This window comes from Limnohabitans sp. TEGF004, from assembly GCF_027924965.1.
Lineage (GTDB): Bacteria > Pseudomonadota > Gammaproteobacteria > Burkholderiales > Burkholderiaceae_C > Limnohabitans.
Map to the genome: position 1 here is coordinate 680,343 of NZ_AP027056.1, position 16,744 is coordinate 697,086.

General features: G+C 55.8%; 18 protein-coding genes and 1 pseudogene. 7 read left to right on the plus strand and 12 right to left on the minus strand.

Annotated features, from left to right (window positions below):
* Window positions 1-20: 20 nt before the first annotated feature.
* Together LINBF2_RS03390 and LINBF2_RS03395 are read left to right on the plus strand one after the other, a co-directional pair.
* Window positions 21-1,061, plus strand: coding sequence for an aromatic ring-hydroxylating dioxygenase subunit alpha (locus LINBF2_RS03390; protein ID WP_281890437.1), 1,041 nt, complete (start codon window positions 21-23; stop codon window positions 1,059-1,061).
* Window positions 1,058-1,372 carry a 2Fe-2S iron-sulfur cluster binding domain-containing protein gene (locus LINBF2_RS03395; protein ID WP_281890438.1) on the plus strand — a complete coding sequence of 105 codons (315 nt, stop codon included), beginning with the start codon at window positions 1,058-1,060 and terminating at the stop codon, window positions 1,370-1,372. Before LINBF2_RS03390 ends, LINBF2_RS03395 begins: the two co-directional genes overlap by 4 nt.
* A gap of 3 nt (window positions 1,373-1,375) precedes the next feature.
* Here LINBF2_RS03395 and LINBF2_RS03400 read toward each other — a convergent pair whose 3' ends face one another.
* Window positions 1,376-3,229: a DEAD/DEAH box helicase gene (locus LINBF2_RS03400; protein ID WP_281890439.1), complete on the minus strand. Its 1,854-nt coding sequence runs from the start codon at window positions 3,227-3,229 to the stop codon at window positions 1,376-1,378.
* Window positions 3,230-3,426: 197 nt separating this feature from the next.
* The gene (locus tag LINBF2_RS03405) at window positions 3,427-3,867 is read right to left on the minus strand and encodes a hypothetical protein (protein WP_281890441.1); all 441 of its coding nucleotides are present in this window, start codon (window positions 3,865-3,867) and stop codon (window positions 3,427-3,429) included.
* Window positions 3,868-4,035: 168 nt separating this feature from the next.
* Between LINBF2_RS03405 and ettA the strand changes: the two genes are divergently transcribed.
* The 4 genes from ettA to LINBF2_RS03425 all read left to right on the plus strand — a co-directional run bounded on the left by ettA (window position 4,036) and on the right by LINBF2_RS03425 (window position 8,675).
* A complete protein-coding gene (ettA, locus tag LINBF2_RS03410; protein WP_281890442.1) occupies window positions 4,036-5,703 on the plus strand; it encodes an energy-dependent translational throttle protein EttA in 1,668 nt (555 codons plus the stop codon).
* Between the two features lie 205 nt (window positions 5,704-5,908).
* Window positions 5,909-6,541: a response regulator gene (locus tag LINBF2_RS03415; RefSeq protein WP_281890443.1), complete on the plus strand. Its 633-nt coding sequence runs from the start codon at window positions 5,909-5,911 to the stop codon at window positions 6,539-6,541.
* 61 nt (window positions 6,542-6,602) lie between these two features.
* On the plus strand, window positions 6,603-7,613 hold the full coding sequence (locus LINBF2_RS03420) for an LLM class flavin-dependent oxidoreductase (RefSeq protein WP_281890444.1): 1,011 nt from the start codon (window positions 6,603-6,605) through the stop codon (window positions 7,611-7,613).
* Window positions 7,614-7,634: 21 nt separating this feature from the next.
* Window positions 7,635-8,675, plus strand: a complete 1,041-nt coding sequence (locus LINBF2_RS03425) for a methionine synthase (protein WP_281890445.1) — start codon at window positions 7,635-7,637, stop codon at window positions 8,673-8,675.
* A gap of 357 nt (window positions 8,676-9,032) precedes the next feature.
* On the opposite strand, the gene LINBF2_RS03430 is transcribed toward LINBF2_RS03425, so the two are convergent.
* The 9 genes and pseudogenes from LINBF2_RS03430 to LINBF2_RS03470 form a co-directional block, all read right to left on the minus strand.
* A complete protein-coding gene (locus LINBF2_RS03430; protein ID WP_281890447.1) occupies window positions 9,033-9,554 on the minus strand; it encodes a hemerythrin domain-containing protein in 522 nt (173 codons plus the stop codon).
* Window positions 9,555-9,678: 124 nt separating this feature from the next.
* Window positions 9,679-11,010: pseudogene (locus LINBF2_RS03435) on the minus strand (MFS transporter); the annotation flags it as partial.
* 6 nt (window positions 11,011-11,016) lie between these two features.
* The gene (gene bktB / locus LINBF2_RS03440; protein WP_108282143.1) at window positions 11,017-12,198 is read right to left on the minus strand and encodes a beta-ketothiolase BktB; all 1,182 of its coding nucleotides are present in this window, start codon (window positions 12,196-12,198) and stop codon (window positions 11,017-11,019) included.
* A 62-nt stretch (window positions 12,199-12,260) separates the two neighbouring features.
* Window positions 12,261-12,941 (minus strand): RluA family pseudouridine synthase, encoded by a 681-nt coding sequence (locus LINBF2_RS03445; protein ID WP_281890449.1) that lies wholly within the window; start codon window positions 12,939-12,941, stop codon window positions 12,261-12,263.
* Window positions 12,942-12,943: 2 nt separating this feature from the next.
* The gene (locus LINBF2_RS03450; RefSeq protein WP_104799123.1) at window positions 12,944-13,249 is read right to left on the minus strand and encodes a 2Fe-2S iron-sulfur cluster-binding protein; all 306 of its coding nucleotides are present in this window, start codon (window positions 13,247-13,249) and stop codon (window positions 12,944-12,946) included.
* Window positions 13,250-13,259: 10 nt separating this feature from the next.
* Window positions 13,260-13,541, minus strand: a complete 282-nt coding sequence (locus LINBF2_RS03455; protein WP_281890450.1) for a hypothetical protein — start codon at window positions 13,539-13,541, stop codon at window positions 13,260-13,262.
* A gap of 192 nt (window positions 13,542-13,733) precedes the next feature.
* Window positions 13,734-14,153 (minus strand): hypothetical protein, encoded by a 420-nt coding sequence (locus tag LINBF2_RS03460; RefSeq protein WP_281890451.1) that lies wholly within the window; start codon window positions 14,151-14,153, stop codon window positions 13,734-13,736.
* Window positions 14,134-14,748 carry a nucleotidyltransferase domain-containing protein gene (locus LINBF2_RS03465; RefSeq protein ID WP_281890453.1) on the minus strand — a complete coding sequence of 205 codons (615 nt, stop codon included), beginning with the start codon at window positions 14,746-14,748 and terminating at the stop codon, window positions 14,134-14,136. Before LINBF2_RS03465 ends, LINBF2_RS03460 begins: the two co-directional genes overlap by 20 nt.
* A 29-nt stretch (window positions 14,749-14,777) precedes the next feature.
* Window positions 14,778-15,311 carry a pseudouridine synthase gene (locus tag LINBF2_RS03470; RefSeq protein WP_281890454.1) on the minus strand — a complete coding sequence of 178 codons (534 nt, stop codon included), beginning with the start codon at window positions 15,309-15,311 and terminating at the stop codon, window positions 14,778-14,780.
* 78 nt (window positions 15,312-15,389) lie between these two features.
* On the opposite strand from LINBF2_RS03470, the gene LINBF2_RS03475 reads away from it, so the two are divergent.
* Window positions 15,390-16,058: an SOS response-associated peptidase family protein gene (locus LINBF2_RS03475; RefSeq protein ID WP_281890455.1), complete on the plus strand. Its 669-nt coding sequence runs from the start codon at window positions 15,390-15,392 to the stop codon at window positions 16,056-16,058.
* On the opposite strand, the gene LINBF2_RS03480 is transcribed toward LINBF2_RS03475, so the two are convergent.
* The gene (locus LINBF2_RS03480) at window positions 16,059-16,697 is read right to left on the minus strand and encodes an NAD(P)H-dependent oxidoreductase (RefSeq protein WP_281890456.1); all 639 of its coding nucleotides are present in this window, start codon (window positions 16,695-16,697) and stop codon (window positions 16,059-16,061) included. It abuts the gene before it with no gap.
* Between the last annotated feature and the right edge of the window lie 47 nt (window positions 16,698-16,744).

Here is a 16,744-nt window from a genome sequence, read left to right on the forward strand (position 1 = left end):
GATTGAGAAAGTGAGTGCGTATGTTCATTAAAAACGCTTGGTACGTGGCGGCGACTGCTGCTGAAGTGCAAGACAAGCCCTTGGGCCGAACCATTTGCGGCGAGCCCATGGTGTTTTACCGCAGTGAAGCCAACAAGGTGGCTGCGCTCGAAGACTTTTGCCCACACCGTGGTGCACCTTTGTCTTTGGGCAAGGTGTGCAACGGCAAGTTGGTGTGCGGTTACCACGGCTTAGAGATGGGCTGTGACGGCAAGACCGTGTCCATGCCGGGTCAGCGTGTGCGCGGCTTTCCTGCCATTCGCAGTTTTACCGCCGTGGAGCGCTATGGTTTTATTTGGGTGTGGCCTGGTGATGTGGCTGAGGCAGATGAATCCAAACTGCCGGTGTTTGAGTTCTTCGACAACCCGCAATGGGCCTATGGCGGTGGGCTGTATCACATCCAGTGCAATTACAAGTTGATGATCGACAACTTGATGGACTTGACGCACGAAACCTACGTGCATTCCAACAGCATTGGACAAAAAGAAATTGACGAAGTGCCTTGCACCACCAAGGTGGAGGGTGACCACGTGATCACCAGTCGGTTCATGGAAAACATTGAAGCGCCACCGTTTTGGAAAATGGCGCTGCGCAGCAACAACTTGGCAGATGATGTGCCCGTGGACCGCTGGCAAATTTGCCACTTCACACCACCCAGCCATGTGATGATTGAAGTGGGCGTGGCGCATGCAGGTAAAGGCGGCTATGACGCAGCCGATGAGAGCAAGGTGTACAGCATGGTGGTTGACTTCATCACGCCAGAAACCGAAACGTCGATTCTTTATTTCTGGGGCATGGCTCGCCAGTTCCAGCCTGAAAGCGCTGAGCTGACCGCCATGATTCGTGAAGGCCAAGGCAAGATCTTTTCTGAAGATTTAGAGATGCTGGAGTCGCAGCAACGCAACTTGAGCAAGTACCCAGAGCGCAATTTGTTGATGCTCAACATCGACGCAGGCGGTGTGCAATCGCGCCGCGTGATTGAACGTCTTTTAGCCAAAGAAAACACAGGAGCCGCAGCATGAGCGACAAATTGAATGGAGGCATCGATACGCCCGTGGGCAGCGACGGGGTGTTCACCCTCGAACTTGTGAAATCAGGCCAACGTCTGGTAGTGGGCACCGATCAAACAGCCTTGCAAGTGTTGGAGGCTGCGGGGATTGACGTGCCCATGTCGTGTGGGCAGGGCATTTGCGGCACTTGCCTGACCCGTGTAGTGGGTGGAGTGCCGGATCACCGCGACATGTATTTGAGCGGTGAAGAGCAAGACGCGAACGATCAGTTCACACCTTGCTGTTCACGCAGCAAAACTGCGGTGTTGATGCTGGATCTTTGAGGCTTAACGGCCGTAACCGCCGCCACCACCACCTGAACGGCCACCGCCACCTGAGCGATTGCCACCACCGCCGCCGCTAGGACGACGGCCATAACCACCGCCACCACCGCCGCGTTTGCGTTCGGTCATGAGGTCCACGCTGGTGCGTGTGGGGTCGGGCTGACGCTGACCGCCGCCTTGTGTTTTATGGCCAAAAGCGTTCACGCCGCTTTGGGTGCCCAAGTGTGCATTGGCACGGGGTTGGAAGTCATCGTCGTCACGGCGTGGGGCGCGAGGCGCGTCAAAGTCACGCGGTGGACGTGGCGCGTCGTTGCGTGGGCCACGGTTGTCAAACTGGCGAGGGGCGCGAGCACCTTGGCCCTGTCCATTGCCAGGCTGGCGGTTGCCATCACGTGCTGGGCGTTCGCCGCTGCGTGCAGGACGGTCACCAAACTGGGCGCGTTCACCATCGCGTGCGGGACGATCGCCCACGCGGTCACGGCTCACATGGCCGCTGGGGCGAGGTGCGCGACCTTCGGAGGCGCCACCTTGACCACCACGACCGCCACCACCATTGCGACCGCCGCCAGTGGCTTTGGTGTCGCGAATACGTTGCATCATTTCACCGCGAGCGGCTTTGGCTGCAGCCGCCATCACGTCACGGCCTGGGGGCTTGCCGATACCGCCCCACAAGGTTTGACGGCCCATGGCGATGGGTTCGGCCTTTTCGTCAGCGTCTGGGCCGAAGTCGGCCACAGGCACCACAGGCACTTGTTGTTTGGTAAAGATTTCGATGTCGCGCATGAAACCTTGTTCATCCAACGACACCAAGCTCACGGCTTCACCGCTTGAGCCAGCGCGGCCTGTGCGGCCAATGCGGTGCACATAGTCTTCGCTGATGTTGGGGATTTCGTAGTTCACCACGTGTGGCAACTCGTCAATGTCAATGCCGCGTGCGGCAATGTCGGTGGCCACCAAGGCGCGGATTTCGCCGGTCTTGAAGCCCGACAAGGCTTGGGTACGTGCAGTTTGGCTCTTGTTGCCGTGCAACGCCATGGCGCTGATGCCGTTCTTGGTCAAGAACTCGGCCACGTTGTTGGCACCAAACTTGGTGCGTGTGAACACCAGCACTTGGCTCCAGTTGTGTTCGTTGATGATGTGTGCGAGCAAAGCCTTTTTCTTGCCGCGACCCACAGGGTGAACCACTTGCGTGATGCGTTGCACGGTGGTGTTGCTAGGCGTGACTTGGATGCTTTGTGGGTCTTTCAGCAGATTGTTGGCCAGTTCGCGAATTTCGTCGCTGAAGGTGGCTGAGAACAACAAGCTTTGCTTGTCTTTGGGTACTAAGGCCAAGATTTTCTTGACGTCGTGGATGAAGCCCATGTCCAACATGCGGTCGGCTTCGTCGAGTACCAAGATTTCCACTGTGGACAAATCTAGCAAGCCTTGCTGTTGCAAGTCGAGCAAGCGGCCGGGTGTGGCTACCAAAATGTCCACGCCTTTTTTGATGCGTGCCACTTGAGGGTTCATGCCCACGCCGCCAAAGATGACGGTGGAGGTGAGTTGCAAGTATTTGCCGTAGTTACGCACCGACTCTTCCACTTGGGCCGCGAGTTCGCGAGTGGGGGTCAGTACCAAGGCGCGCACGCCATACACGCCAAATTTGTTTTCTTTGCTGCGGCTCATGGTGAGCTTGTGCAACATGGGCAAGGTGAATGCCGCTGTTTTACCGGTGCCGGTTTGGGCACCTGCCAACAAGTCGTGTCCGGCGAGAACCGCTGGAATGGCTTGGGCTTGGATGGGGGTGGGAGTTTCGTAGCCCTGTTCGGCCACAGCTTTTTGGATGGCCGGAGCCAAATTTAAATCTTCAAATTTCATGATGGAGCGCTTTATGTCAGCGCATGACACCAACCCGCTTGGCCCGAAGGCCACCCAGTCAAAGGTCGGCAATATTTACAGGTGAGCTCAAAAATCACAAACAGAAGTGTTTGGAACCAGCTCCAGCAGAAGTGCTGATGTTGCGGCAACTGGCGGCGGCAACGGAATGAATTGTCGCACGAATCTGAAAATGCTTTTTAAGACTTCTTGCAGCTATCTAGCTTTAAGGCTTGTAGGGCTGCGGCCACATCTTTGGCATTTAGGGTCATATCAACCGTTTTCTCGCTGGTCGTTAGTCCTTGAATACGGATATTTAAATCATCAGACGCCAGTGCGTTCATGTTGCGGATACGAACGCATTTGCATGCAGTGTCTGTCAAACTGGCCCGGCCCATCGGCACGACCACTTGTTCATTGATCGAAACTTGGAAGGTTTTGAGATCCGATGTTTCTTTTGTCGTGATGGTCAACTTTTGTGCCATCAATTCCAAGCTTGGGTTGGCGACATTGCGCGCCACACATTTGTTGTCTTGATTTTTTTGAAATTTCCAACTTTGAGGCTGAAATACTTGAGCGCTGGCGACAGCGGATAGCAGGCTTAAGAAACACAGAAGTGAAATTGCTATTTTTTTAATCATGTCAGACTCGGAAAAACTTAATCTTATCGTATTGATTTTATTATATCTATAAATATTTTATTTATGGCATTTATTTTTATTTGGTTCGATTTTTTATGTTTTTTAAGGAAGTGTTTAAGGCGAGGATAATTATGGATTTATTGCATTCGCTACCCGAAAGAAAAACAAATGGCTCAGTACGTTTTTAGTATGAACCGCGTCGGCAAAATCGTGCCGCCCAAGCGTCAGATCTTGAAAGACATCTCCCTGTCCTTCTTCCCCGGAGCCAAGATTGGCGTGTTGGGCACCAACGGTTCAGGCAAGTCCACCTTGCTCAAAATCATGGCTGGCATCGACAAAGAGATCGAGGGCGAAGCTATTCCCATGACGGGCCTGAAGATCGGATATTTGCCCCAAGAGCCTCAACTCGACCCTGAGCACACCGTGCGCCAATCGGTCGAAAGCGGCATGGGCGAGGTCAAAGAAGCGCAAGCTCGCCTCGAAGAGGTGTATGCCGCCTACGCCGAAGAAGATGCTGACTTTGACGCTTTGGCTGCCGAGCAAGCCAAACTTGAAGCCATCATTTCTGCCTCTGGTGCGGGTGACGGCTCAGACCACTTGCTGGAAATCGCCGCCGACGCGCTGCGTCTGCCCGCATGGGACGCCATCATTGGTAAGCTCTCTGGTGGTGAAAAGCGCCGCGTGGCTCTGTGCCGGTTGCTACTGTCTAAGCCCGACATGTTGTTGCTTGACGAACCGACCAACCACTTGGACGCCGAATCGGTGGATTGGCTGGAGCAGTTCTTGGCCCGCTTCTCAGGCACTGTGGTTGCCATTACCCACGATCGTTACTTCTTGGACAACGCAGCCGAGTGGATTTTGGAACTCGACCGTGGCCACGGCATTCCATACAAAGGCAACTACTCCACATGGTTGGAGCAAAAAGAAGCCCGTTTGGCCACCGAGCAGCGCACCGAAGACGCACGCTCCAAGGCCATGAAGAAGGAATTGGAATGGGCGCGTCAAAACCCCAAAGGTCGTCAAGCCAAGAGCAAGGCCCGTTTGGCCCGTTTTGAAGAGTTGTCCGATCACGAATACCAAAAGCGCAACGAAACACAGGAAATCTTCATTCCAGTGGCAGAGCGCTTGGGCCATGAAGTGTTTGAGTTCAAGAATGTCAGCAAGTCCTTTGGCGACCGTTTGTTGATCGACAACCTGAGCTTCCAAGTGCCTGCAGGTGCGATCGTGGGCATCATTGGCCCCAACGGTGCAGGTAAGTCGACCTTGTTCAAGCTGATTGCTGGCAAAGAGCAGCCAGATAGCGGTGAAGTGAAGATTGGCCAAACCGTCAAGATGGCGTTTGTGGACCAGTCGCGCGACGACTTGAACGACAACAAAACCGTGTGGGAAGACATCTCAGGTGGTTTGGACATCATGAACGTCGGCAAGTTCCAAATGCCAAGCCGTGCGTATTGCGGCCGCTTCAACTTCAACGGCGGCGATCAGCAAAAGAAAGTCGGCATGTTGTCTGGTGGTGAGCGTGGTCGCTTGCACTTGGCCAAGACCTTGATCGAAGGCGGCAACGTGTTGCTGCTCGATGAGCCATCCAACGACTTGGACGTGGAAACCTTGCGTGCGTTGGAAGACGCGCTGTTGGAGTTCGCGGGCTCTGTGATGGTGATCAGCCATGACCGTTGGTTCCTAGACCGTATTGCCACCCACATCTTGGCCGCTGAAGGCGATAGTCAATGGGTGTTCTTTGACGGCAACTACCAAGAGTACGAAGCCGACAAGAAGAAACGTTTGGGTGAAGAGGGGGCCAAGCCTAAGCGCGTGCGCTTCAAAGCCCTCAAATAACCTTTTACTTTTCTGCGAATGCCCAATCATCTAGGTGGTGATTGGGCATTTTTTGTTTTTTAGATGTGTAAATTTTTCATTTAAGAAGTCTCACTTCATCATTTTTAATACTTTGATGGTTTTAATTGACGATACAATGCATACATAAGGTTGCATATTTTGTATGTAGCTTTCCTCAGATTAGTTAAGAGAACAGGAACTTGTAATGAATATGCCTCCTTCTAAAGAGCCGTATGACGGCTACTGCGGTACCAGCTATGCAGCCAAAATGTTGGGTATCTCTGTGGGTACCGTCCAAGGTTTGGTCGAAAAGAACGACCTAAAAGCCTGGAAGACCCAAGGTGGTCACCGCCGTATTTCATTGCAGTCCATCCAAGACTACCAACGTCGCCACAATTTGGCCCCCGCGTCCATGATGCAAGGTGAAGACCGCTTGCGCGTGTTGGTGGTGGAGGATGACGAGAGCACACGTTTGATGTTGCAAACCAACTTTGACCAATGGGGCTTGCCTTTGGATGCCGTGATGTATGCATCCGCCATGGAAGCTTTGCTGGACATGCCCAGCTTGCAGCCACAAGTGCTGTTGACCGATTTGAAAATGCCCAATGTGGACGGTTTTGAGTTTTTGAAAACTCTCAGCGCGCATAACTTGTTCAGCAATTTAGCCGTGGTCGTCATGACCGGCATGAGCGCGGAAGAGGTGCGTGCCAAAGGCGGCTTGCCAGATGGTGTGCAACTGCTGCAAAAGCCCATCGACATGGACTGGTTGCACGGCTTTTTCGATGCGCTGATGTCTGTGCGTCAAATCAATCGTCGCTCACGCGCTCAACCTGCTTAAATCTTGCACTTTGGTGCCTGAGTGACAGCTGAAGGGGGAAGAGCCAGTTAAGCTCTGCCCCGTGCTCAAACTCTCCGTCCTCGATCAATCCGCTGCTGCCTCTGGCCGAAGCCAAGACACAGCCATTCGTCAAACCCTAGACCTCGCCATTCAGTGCGAGGCTTGGGGCTATCACCGCTTTTGGGTAAGCGAACACCATAGCCACCCCAGCATCGTAGGCACTGCGCCCGAAGTGTTGATGGCCGCCATTGCCGCACGCACCACGCGCATTCGGCTGGGCAGTGCAGGCGTCATGCTGCCGCACTACGCGCCGCTCAAAGTGGCTGAACAATTCCGCGTGCTTGATGCCTTGGCCCCAGGCCGCATCGATCTCGGCGTGGGCCGTGCGCCCGGCAGCGATGGCCGCACCGCGCAGCTGCTCAACCCCGACCGCCACGCCTCTGACAACTTCCCACAGCAAGTGATGGAGCTGCAAGCGTGGGTCACGGGTGAGCCCATTCCTGCAGGCCATCCCGGCCACGGCGTGTATGCCTACCCCAGCGGGCCCACATCGCCCGATGTGTGGATGTTGGGCAGCTCAGACTACGGCGCACAGCTTGCCGCGCATTTGGGCCTGCCTTATGCCTTTGCCTACTTCATCACCGAAGGGCAGGGCGTGGACAACGCGTTCAACCTGTACCGCGCCAACTACCGTCCCAACGAACGCAACCCAAAGCCTCGCGCTACTGTCTGCGTATGGGCCTTGGCCGCAGATACTGAAGACGAAGCGTGGCGTTTGTTCCAAAGCCGCGCCCGTTGGAAGATGGACCGCAACACAGGTCGCATTGGTGCTTTGTTGCCCCCTGATCAAGCTGTGCGCGACTACAACGCTTCAGAGCAAGTGGCCATGGCCGAGCTGCGTGCAGGCGCTTTGGTGGGCAGTGCCCCACAGGTGGCCGACAAACTGCGCAAGCTGGCAGAACGTTTGCAGCTCGACGAAGTGGTCATCATCACTTGGACGCATGAGCCCGCAGCGCAGGCCCGCTCGTATGAGCTGCTGGCCAAAGAGTTTTCATTGACGACATCAACCTAAAACCAAAACGGAGACCAAACCATGTTTTCAACCGCAATCGCAGGTAGCTTGCCCAAACCCGAATGGTTGGCCGAGACCAACAAACTCTGGCCCAAGTGGCAGGCCGAAGGCGATGCGCTCTTGCAAGCCAAAGCCGATGCCACACTGTTGTGGATCAAAGCGCAAGAAGACGCGGGCCTCGACGTGATTGGTGACGGCGAACAATCGCGCCAACACTTTGTGCACGGCTTTTTAGAGCAAGTCGAAGGCATCGACTTTGAAAACAAAGTGACGATGGGCATTCGCAACAACCGCTATGACGCGCAAGTGCCACAAGTCATCGCACCTCTGCGCCTCAAAGGCCGCGTGCACGCGTTTGAAGCGCAGCTGGCCCGCGCCCACACCAAGAAGAAACTCAAGTTCACCTTGCCTGGCCCCATGACCATCGTCGACACCGTGGCTGACCGTTTCTACGGCAAAGGTAAAGACGCCGTGCAAGGCCGCATCGACATGGCGTTTGCATTTGCCGAGTTGCTCAACCAAGAAGCCTTGGCTTTGCAAGCCGATGGCGTGGACATCATTCAGTTTGATGAACCTGCGTTCAACGTTTACCTAGACGAAGCCGCAGACTGGGGTGTCAAAGCCCTAGAGCGTGCCGCACAAGGTTTGACCTGCACCACCGCCGTCCATATTTGCTATGGCTACGGCATCGAAGCCAACAACAACTGGAAGAAGACACTTGGCGACGAATGGCGTCAATACGAAAAAGTGTTGCCCGCCTTGGCTAAAAGCAGCATCCAGCAGGTGAGCTTGGAGTGTTACCACTCACACGTACCGCCAGAGATGATGGCGTTGCTAGAAGGCAAAGACGTGATGGTGGGCGTGATCGACGTGGCCAGCGATGTGATTGAAACGCCAGAGCAAATTGCGGACACCATTGGCATGGCTCTGAAGTACGTGCCTAAGAACCGTTTGATTGCGTGCACCAACTGCGGCTTGGCGCCTATGAGCCGCGAGGTGGCGATGAAGAAGCTGGAGGCTTTGGCGGCTGGGGCTGCGTTGGCTCGCACGCGTTACGCCTGAGTTCGTTTTGTTGTTCGGGAGGCGAGGGGTTTGGGCATCTGTTTACGCTCATGTCCCCCGATTCAGGCAAAGCCTGAATCTCCTCCTTGACTTCGCTACAACAGATACCCAAACCCCTCTCTTCGCTCACGAAGATGCTTGCTCGCCTTTGGCTTTGCAAGCTACAGAATCCACTGCTCATTGCAGAAGTCGCTGCTGCCAAACTTTCGCGTGCAAACCCAAAGGCCCATGCAGCTTGGGTGTCTTGTGGAGCGAAGTCAAGGAGGAGAGAGGCGCTTAGCGCCTCTCGGGGGACATGAGCGTAACAAGGCGCCCAAGCTGCATGGGCCGCCTCAGCCAACGAAGAAAAGACGCGACTTAAGAAGCGCAGCCGCTGTCACCGCAGCTACCGATGCCGTGAATCTCTTCTTCAGGCAAGGCGTCAGGTGCTGAGACGATGCCAGTCTCAGCGTCATAGCCCACACGGCGCAAGTGCAATGCCAAAGCGGCATCCATGGTTTGCGCGTGTTGCGGAAACCAAATGCCCAGCTCGTGTGCCATTTGGCGCATCACGGCCATGTCGCCTTTTTCGCGGCCACGGCGCAAGCCTTCACGCATCACTTCGAGGATGACGTTGTGCTGCATGGTGTGGCAGTTGCTGGATGAAAACTTGGTGTCTTTCATCCACTTGTCTTCACCACCAAAGTGCTCTTCGGTGTGCTCGATCAGGGCGGCGAAGCGCTCGGTCAAGGTGTCGTCATCGGCCAGCTCGGTAGCGGCCAGCAAGTCGACAAACTCACGGTGCGTGTCGTCCATGAAGTCCAGCTCAAGGGACAAAGCGTCAGACCAAGCGAGGGTGACTTCGCGGGTGGGCAATGTGGCGGTGAGTGTGTCGGACATAAGAGCTTTCGAATAAAACAGAGTGCCGGTTCGCTGCGAGTGGCTTGCGAAGGCGTTTTGACTTTGCGGAGGCTAGCTTAATTGTAAAAAGCCGCCACGCTTTTGCGCTGGGTCAAACCCCGCGCAGCCAAGCCGCAAATCGGTGCAAATAACTGGGCTCAGCCATGAAGATGGCCAGCGTCACCGCCGCATTGGCCACGCCGGTCCACAAGAAGATGTCTGGAATTGAAAGACCAGCGCTCAGCATGGCTCCTGCAATGAGCGAGCTGGCAATCATGAAGATGGCATTGATGATGTTGTTGGCTGCAATGATGCGGGCCACTTCATGGGCTTTGCTCTCGATTTGAATGAGCGCATACATGGGCACGCTGTAAATGCCGGTGAACAAACTCAACAGCAGCAAGTCGGCCATGATGCGCCAGTGCGCGCTTTGTGCCACAAAGGCGCTGACGCCCATCAGTTCAGACACAGGCAAATTGCTAGCGGCCACATACAAGTCCACGGCAAACAGTGTCATGCCGATTGCGCCCAAAGGGCTCAGCCCCATCTCCACGCGACCGCGGCTGAGGTATTCGCACAAGAGCGAACCCGCGCCAATGCCCACCGAGAACAATACCAATAACAGCGAAGCCACTTGTGCATCGCCGTGCAACACCTCTTTGGCAAAGCTAGGAAACTGACTTAAAAACACAGCGCCAAAAAACCACATCCAGCTGATGCCCAGCAGCGTTTGAAACACCTTGGCGTTGGCGCGTGCCAAGCGCAGGTTGCGCATGGTTTCGGTGATGGGGTTCCAGTTGATGGCCTCATTTGGGTGCGTTGCTGTGAGCGCAGGCATGCGCCCACTCATCCAGCGGCCAAACACCGCTACGGCCACGCAAGCCACGGCCACTGAGGCGTGGCCAATGTCAGGAATAGCCACCAACAAACCACCCGCCACATTGCCCAGCAAGATGGCTACAAACGTGCCCATCTCCGTCATGCCGTTGCCACCTGTGAGTTCATGCTCATCTAGCACGCGTGGCAGGTACGAATATTTAGCAGGCCCAAACACGGTGGAGTGCAGGCCCATCAAGAAAGTGCAGGCCAACAGCACGGCGGCTTGCTGGGTCATAAAACCCACAGCTGCGAGCAGCATGATGGCGATTTCACAGTTTTTCACCCATCGCATGATGGTTGTGTCTGAATACTTTTCAGCCAGTTGCCCACTGGTGGCGGAGAGCAACAAATAGGGGAGGATGAACAGTGCCCCAATCACCAAGCCCGCTAAAGAGACAGGCAACCAGCTCACACTGAGCTGGTAGGTCACCATCACGGTGAAAGCGAACTTGAACAGGTTGTCGTTCGCTGCGCCGCAAAACTGCGTCCAGAAGAACGGCCCAAACCGACGTTGATTTAACAGTGCGAACTGGTTGGCTTCGCGTTGGATAAAGCTGTCGTCGGTAGGGCGGTTCATGTGGGTTTAAAGACGCTCAAAAATAGCAGCGATACCTTGGCCGCCACCAATACACATGGTGACCAAAGCGTACTTGCCATTGATGCGTTGCAGTTCGTACAGGGCCTTGACTGTAATCAAAGCGCCGGTCGCACCGATGGGGTGACCCAAAGAAATGCCAGAGCCGTTGGGGTTGACTTTGGCAGGGTCGAGGCCGAGTTCTTTGCTCACGGCGCAAGCTTGTGCAGCAAAGGCTTCGTTGGCTTCAATCACGTCCATGTCGTTCGTGGTCAGGCCAGCTTTTTGCAAAGCGAGGCGAGACGCCGACACAGGGCCCATGCCCATGATTTTTGGGTCGAGGCCTGTGTGGGCGTAAGACACCAAACGTGCCAATGGCTTTGCACCACGCGCTTGCGCCGTTTTAGCGTCCATCAAAACCACAGCGGCAGCTGCGTCATTGATGCCTGATGCGTTACCGGCGGTGACCGTACCGTTTTCTTTGATGAAAACTGGCTTCAACTTGGTCATGTCTTCGAGCTTGCAGTTGGGACGGAAGTGCTCGTCAGTTGCGTAGGCCACATCGCCTTTTTTGCTCTTGAGCATCACAGGCAGGATTTGGTCTTTGAAGTAGCCAGCCTCTGTGGCGCGTTGGGCGCGGTTGTGGCTTTCGACGGCTGCTGCATCTTGCATTTCGCGGGTGATGCCAAACTTGGCCGCCACGTTTTCAGCAGTCACACCCATGTGAATGTTTTGGAAGGGGTCGTGCAAAGCGCCCACCACCATGTCGACCATCTTGGTGTCGCCCATGCGTGCGCCCCAGCGTGCGCTGAGAGACGCGTAAGGGCCGCGGCTCATGTTTTCTGCGCCGCCGCCAATGGCGATGTCGCAGTCACCCAGCATGATGGCTTGGCTGGCAGACACGATGGCTTGCAGGCCCGAACCACACAAACGGTTCACGTTGAAAGCGGGCGTGCCTTCGGCGCAACCGCCGTTGATGGCCGCCACGCGAGACAGGTACATGTCTTTGGGTTCTGTGTTGACCACATGGCCAAACACCACATGGCCCACATCTTTGCCTTCGACGTTAGCGCGTGCCAATGACTCGCGCACCACTTGGGCGGCCAGCTCGGTGGGGGGAATGTCTTTCAGGCTGCCGCCGTAAGTACCAATTGCTGTACGAACACCGCTGACCACAACTACTTCACGCATTTCTGTCTCCAGTTATAAAAGTTAGAACCAAATGAGTTTGCGCCGTTTGGGCTACAGATGTCTTACGTTTGAGGCCCTAAAACGTAGGGGTTTGCCGCAGACCAAGCCACGGGTGCGCTGAAAAACAGCGGTTCTTCTGTAAACGGGTGTGGAAATCCAATGTCTTGCGCGTGCAGCATCAGGCGCGGTGTGAGCGCTTTGATTTCTGGCGGCGCATACAGCGAATCGCCCAGCATGGGGTGCCCAAGGCTTTGCATGTGAACGCGCAATTGGTGTGTGCGACCAGTGAAGGGCTCTAGTTCAATCAAGCTGGCCGTGTTGCCCGCTTGCACCATGCGCCACAAGCTCAGGCTGGGTTTGCCGTCAGGATGAATGATGTGAATGGGGCGACGCTCCCAGTCGAGCATGATGTTGCCTTCAATGGCTCGCCAACCGTCTTCGTTGGTGGGCACATGCGTTTGGGTGAGCAGCGGGTTGCCTGCTACCACCGCCATGTAGCGCTTGCTCACCTGACGTGTTTCAAACAAGCGGCTGATGCGGCGCTGCGCCTCAATGCCACGCGCCATCACGATGAGGCCCGAGGTGTCTTGGTCGAGGCGGTGCACCACCAGTGCATCGGTGTAAATGTCTTGCACACGCTTGGACAGGCAGTCTTGCTTTTCAGGCCCACGGCCCGGCACAGACAGCAGGCCGCTGGGTTTTTCGAACACCAGCAGGTGTTCGTCTTCGTAAATCGGGTTCATGTTTAGGTAGCGCGAGCCTGTGTTTGCTCAAGCACCACATTTGAGGTGGGTCTAGCCACGCAGGGCAGCACATAACCCTCGGCTTTTTCTTCGGCACTCAGGCCTGGCCACTCGATGGTGTAGGTCACTTCGCCGCTCACAAGGCGGCACACGCAGGTGCGGCACGTGCCATTGCGGCAAGAGCTGGGTAGCTCGATGCGTGACATCTCGGCGGCTTCTAGCAAAGTGAGGTCACCCTCGACGTCGTATTGCAGGCCAGCGGGCTCCACCTTGACGGTGAAGATTTCAAAATTCTCTGGGGCAGTCATGCTTAGATGGTTAATTCGAGGCGGTTAATTTCGCTTCCGCTTTGTCCAGCACCAACGCAAGGTTGTCTAGCAAATCGGTTTGGCTAAATGAGCAGCTTTCTTCGCTGAACAAAGCGCTCGATTCCAGTCGGTCTACCAGCTCTAACCACACCTCTTCAAACTTGGGCGGCAGGGCTTTGAACAAAGCCTCTTGCGAGCGGGCTGTTTGTATGAACGCACGGTCGGTCAGCGCGTTGTTGCGCAAGTCGGTCAGTGCCATACGAAGGGTGGCGAGAGCAAGGGTGGCAGACATTACTTGTTCTTAATCTTGCCGCGTGGCGCGACGTAAGTAGTGGGAGGGTTGGGACGATCCGAGGTGGATGTCTTAGGAGGTGACGTGTCCTTTTTAGGCTTCTTTGTCATTTTGTTGCTGTGTTGTTCGCCTTTGGCCATATCACCTTCGTTGTAGTTGTCTCGGATTGAGATAGTGGAATGGTAAGTCACATCAGCAAGGCTGCGCGTTCAGCGCGTCAAGCACGCGCTGTGTGGCGGTGATCAGGTCGGCCACCAAGCGCGCATTCACATCCAGCATGCCTTCGTACTCGCCGAGGTTGCGCGTGTTGTGACATTTATCAAGCACACGCCAAACCTCTGGGCCAAGGCCCAGTGTGTGGGGCAACACCTGAAACACGATAAAGCGGTTGCTGGGCCGATAGCCCTTGCGCCTGAGTGCGGCTAAGCAAAGCGCGTGCGCGGAGTTGTAGGCCAAGTCGAATTGGCTTTCTAGCGCCAGGGCTTCGTTGTGTGCATCGTGCAAGCGGGCTGTGCCGGTGCGTATCAGGCCCGCAAGCTCTGCCTCGTCAGGTGCTTCTGCTTTGAGTGCTTTGCCGGGACCACTGAGGTTCTCAAGTGCGGTGTTGTCCATCCGTTTGCTCCAACTTGCCTATTAACCAAATCTTGGGCTGCTGCATCACGCGGGTGATGAAGGCCTGATCTTGGTCTAGGCGTTGGGCAAATTCGTTGGGTGTGTATAGCGTTGGGTTGATGTTGCGCTTGAGCTGTTGGCTGGCACTTTCCAGTGCGCCAAATACATCGGCGTAGCTAAGCGTGGTGCTCACCAGCAGCACATCCACATCGCTTTGAGCGGTGTCTTGTTGGTTGGCCATTGAGCCGTAAACAAATGCGGTGTCGATGCGATTGACCAAAGGAGCTAGGGCGCTGCGCAGCACATCGGCCAGCCCCACGGTTTTAAGCACCAAGCCGCGCAGCTCGGTGTACACCGGTGACTGCGTGTTAGCTTGAAAGTGTTTTTGGTTACCCACCTTGGTCACGGTGATCAAGCCGACTTGTGCCATATCTGCCAGCTCACGCTGCACCGCGCCTGTGCCTGACTGCGCGAGTGCAATCACCTCGTTCGCATAAAAGCTTCGGTCAGGCTGTCCAAACAACACGGCCAGCACGCGTTGGCGCACTTTCGGGAACAGCGCATCTGCCAGATTGGAAATGTTTGAAATACCCATAATGGGGTATATCGTACCCTATTTGGGTTTTATCGTGTTTCTTGCCAAGTTGCCAGCGGCAGGTCCATCAAGCTGTAGGGGCCGATGTTTGTGCGTATCAGGCGCAGGGTGGGCAAACCCACAGCGGCGGTCATGCGGCGCACTTGGCGGTTGCGGCCTTCGCGGATGGTCAGCTCTATCCAAGACGTAGGTTTGGTTTGCCGCACACGGATGGGCGGGTCGCGCTCCCACAGGTAGGCTGGCGCTTCTGCTGCACGGGCGCGGGCGGGCAGGGTCATGCCGTCGTTAAGCATCACGCCACTGCACAGGGCTTGCAGCGCGGCTTCGTCTGCAACGCCTTCGACTTGCGCGAGGTAAGTTTTTTCCATCTTGAAGCGCGGGTCGGCAATGCGGGCTTGCAGCTGGCCGTCGTCGGTGAGCAGCAGCAGGCCTTCGCTGTCGGCGTCTAAGCGGCCGGCCACATACACGCCGGGCAGGGTGATGAAATCTTTCAGGCCGCGCCATTTCCCCTCGGGGGTGAACTGGCTCAGCACCCCGTAGGGCTTGTTAAAACGAATCAGCATGGCAGATGAAAAGCGAACGAAGGCTAGAGCGTATCAGCCTCGGGGCTGTGCTTTGGTGCACGCGGCTACCATGGCTGCATGACTGCCCATTTTGAAAGCGTGCAAAACGCCGCGATGTACCCCGATGCCTTTGATGTGGCAGCCCCCGAAATTGTCTTTGAGCGCGACCTGTGGCCGCGCAAGTTGGGCGTGTTTGTGCGCAATGCGCCTGCGGCTGAAGGCGCTGAAGTTGATGCAAAGCCGGTGCGCGAACTGGCCGTGGGCCAGTTTGGCTTTGTGCCGCAGTGGGTCAAGTCGGCATCAGACGCCAAGCTGCGCTCCACCAAGATGGTCAATGCCCGCTCTGAAACCGTCACCACATCCAACAACTTTCGCGATGCATGGCTGGCAGGCCAGCGCTGCATCGTGCCCATGACGGCGTTTTTTGAAGACGACTGGCGCAGCGGTAAAGCTGTGCCCACGCGCATCACCCGTGTGGACGGCAAGCCCATGGGTGTGGCGGGCATTTGGGAGCGTTGGGCCAAGGACGGCACAGAAATCATCAGCTTCACGCTGCTGACAGTCAATGCCAACAGCCACGCCTTGCTGCACCGCTACCAACAAAACGGCAACGAAAAACGCATGCCCGTCATCTTGGGCGAGGGCGCGTATGACGCATGGCTCAATACAAAAGCCGAGAAAGCCCGCGAATTTATGCGCGCTTACTCGGCTAACTTGTTGACGGCCAATCCCGTCGAGAAGAAGTAATTACTTCACTTCGGTCACGAACTGCTCTCTTGGGCGACGCACTTTCTTGAGCGGTGCGAGCCAGTCTTGCTTAGCCAAGCGGTAGCCCAAAGGCATGATGGCCACGCTACGCAAACCGCGTGCATGCAAGTTCAAAATTTCGTCCACGGCTTTCGGGTCGAAACCTTCCATCGGCGTAGCGTCCACTTCTTCAAACGCTGCAGCGATCAAAGATGCGCCCAAGCCAATGTAGGCTTGGCGAGCGGCGTGTTCAAAGTTCACATGTTCGTCACGCACAGGGTAGTTGGCCAACAGCATTTGGCGGTAGTTTTCCCAGCCTTCGTTTGTGCCGCCGCGCTGTGCGTTGGTCAGGTCAAACATCATGTTGATGCGATCAGCGGTGTAGTTGTCCCATGCAGCAAACACCAACAGGTGAGAGCCTTCGGTGATCTGAGCTTGGCCATGTGCGCTGGCTTGAATCTTGGCGCGAACTTCGGGGTTGGTAACCAAAATAATTTCAAACGGCTGCAAGCCGCTCGATGTGGGCGCTAAGCGAGCCGCCTCGATGATGCGCTCCACTTTGTCTTGAGGCACCACTTTGGTGGCATCCATTTTTTTAGCGGCGTAGCGCCATTGCAGTTTGTCGAGAAGAGTAGACATTGAATAAGTTCCTTTACGGTGGAAGCATAGCCAAGCCAGCAGTGGTT

What these genes read in the sequence shown, in the direction of transcription:
- LINBF2_RS03390 (WP_281890437.1), top strand. Translation starts at nt 21, where the DNA reads ATGTTCATTAAAAACGCTTGGTACGTGGCGGCGACTGCTGCTGAAGTG.
- LINBF2_RS03395 (WP_281890438.1), top strand. Translation starts at nt 1,058, where the DNA reads ATGAGCGACAAATTGAATGGAGGCATCGATACGCCCGTGGGCAGCGAC.
- LINBF2_RS03400 (WP_281890439.1), bottom strand. Translation starts at nt 3,229, where the DNA reads ATGAAATTTGAAGATTTAAATTTGGCTCCGGCCATCCAAAAAGCTGTG.
- LINBF2_RS03405 (WP_281890441.1), bottom strand. Translation starts at nt 3,867, where the DNA reads ATGATTAAAAAAATAGCAATTTCACTTCTGTGTTTCTTAAGCCTGCTA.
- ettA (WP_281890442.1), top strand. Translation starts at nt 4,036, where the DNA reads ATGGCTCAGTACGTTTTTAGTATGAACCGCGTCGGCAAAATCGTGCCG.
- LINBF2_RS03415 (WP_281890443.1), top strand. Translation starts at nt 5,909, where the DNA reads ATGAATATGCCTCCTTCTAAAGAGCCGTATGACGGCTACTGCGGTACC.
- LINBF2_RS03425 (WP_281890445.1), top strand. Translation starts at nt 7,635, where the DNA reads ATGTTTTCAACCGCAATCGCAGGTAGCTTGCCCAAACCCGAATGGTTG.
- LINBF2_RS03430 (WP_281890447.1), bottom strand. Translation starts at nt 9,554, where the DNA reads ATGTCCGACACACTCACCGCCACATTGCCCACCCGCGAAGTCACCCTC.
- bktB (WP_108282143.1), bottom strand. Translation starts at nt 12,198, where the DNA reads ATGCGTGAAGTAGTTGTGGTCAGCGGTGTTCGTACAGCAATTGGTACT.
- LINBF2_RS03445 (WP_281890449.1), bottom strand. Translation starts at nt 12,941, where the DNA reads ATGAACCCGATTTACGAAGACGAACACCTGCTGGTGTTCGAAAAACCC.
- LINBF2_RS03450 (WP_104799123.1), bottom strand. Translation starts at nt 13,249, where the DNA reads ATGACTGCCCCAGAGAATTTTGAAATCTTCACCGTCAAGGTGGAGCCC.
- LINBF2_RS03455 (WP_281890450.1), bottom strand. Translation starts at nt 13,541, where the DNA reads ATGTCTGCCACCCTTGCTCTCGCCACCCTTCGTATGGCACTGACCGAC.
- LINBF2_RS03460 (WP_281890451.1), bottom strand. Translation starts at nt 14,153, where the DNA reads ATGGACAACACCGCACTTGAGAACCTCAGTGGTCCCGGCAAAGCACTC.
- LINBF2_RS03465 (WP_281890453.1), bottom strand. Translation starts at nt 14,748, where the DNA reads ATGGGTATTTCAAACATTTCCAATCTGGCAGATGCGCTGTTCCCGAAA.
- LINBF2_RS03470 (WP_281890454.1), bottom strand. Translation starts at nt 15,311, where the DNA reads ATGCTGATTCGTTTTAACAAGCCCTACGGGGTGCTGAGCCAGTTCACC.
- LINBF2_RS03475 (WP_281890455.1), top strand. Translation starts at nt 15,390, where the DNA reads ATGACTGCCCATTTTGAAAGCGTGCAAAACGCCGCGATGTACCCCGAT.
- LINBF2_RS03480 (WP_281890456.1), bottom strand. Translation starts at nt 16,697, where the DNA reads ATGTCTACTCTTCTCGACAAACTGCAATGGCGCTACGCCGCTAAAAAA.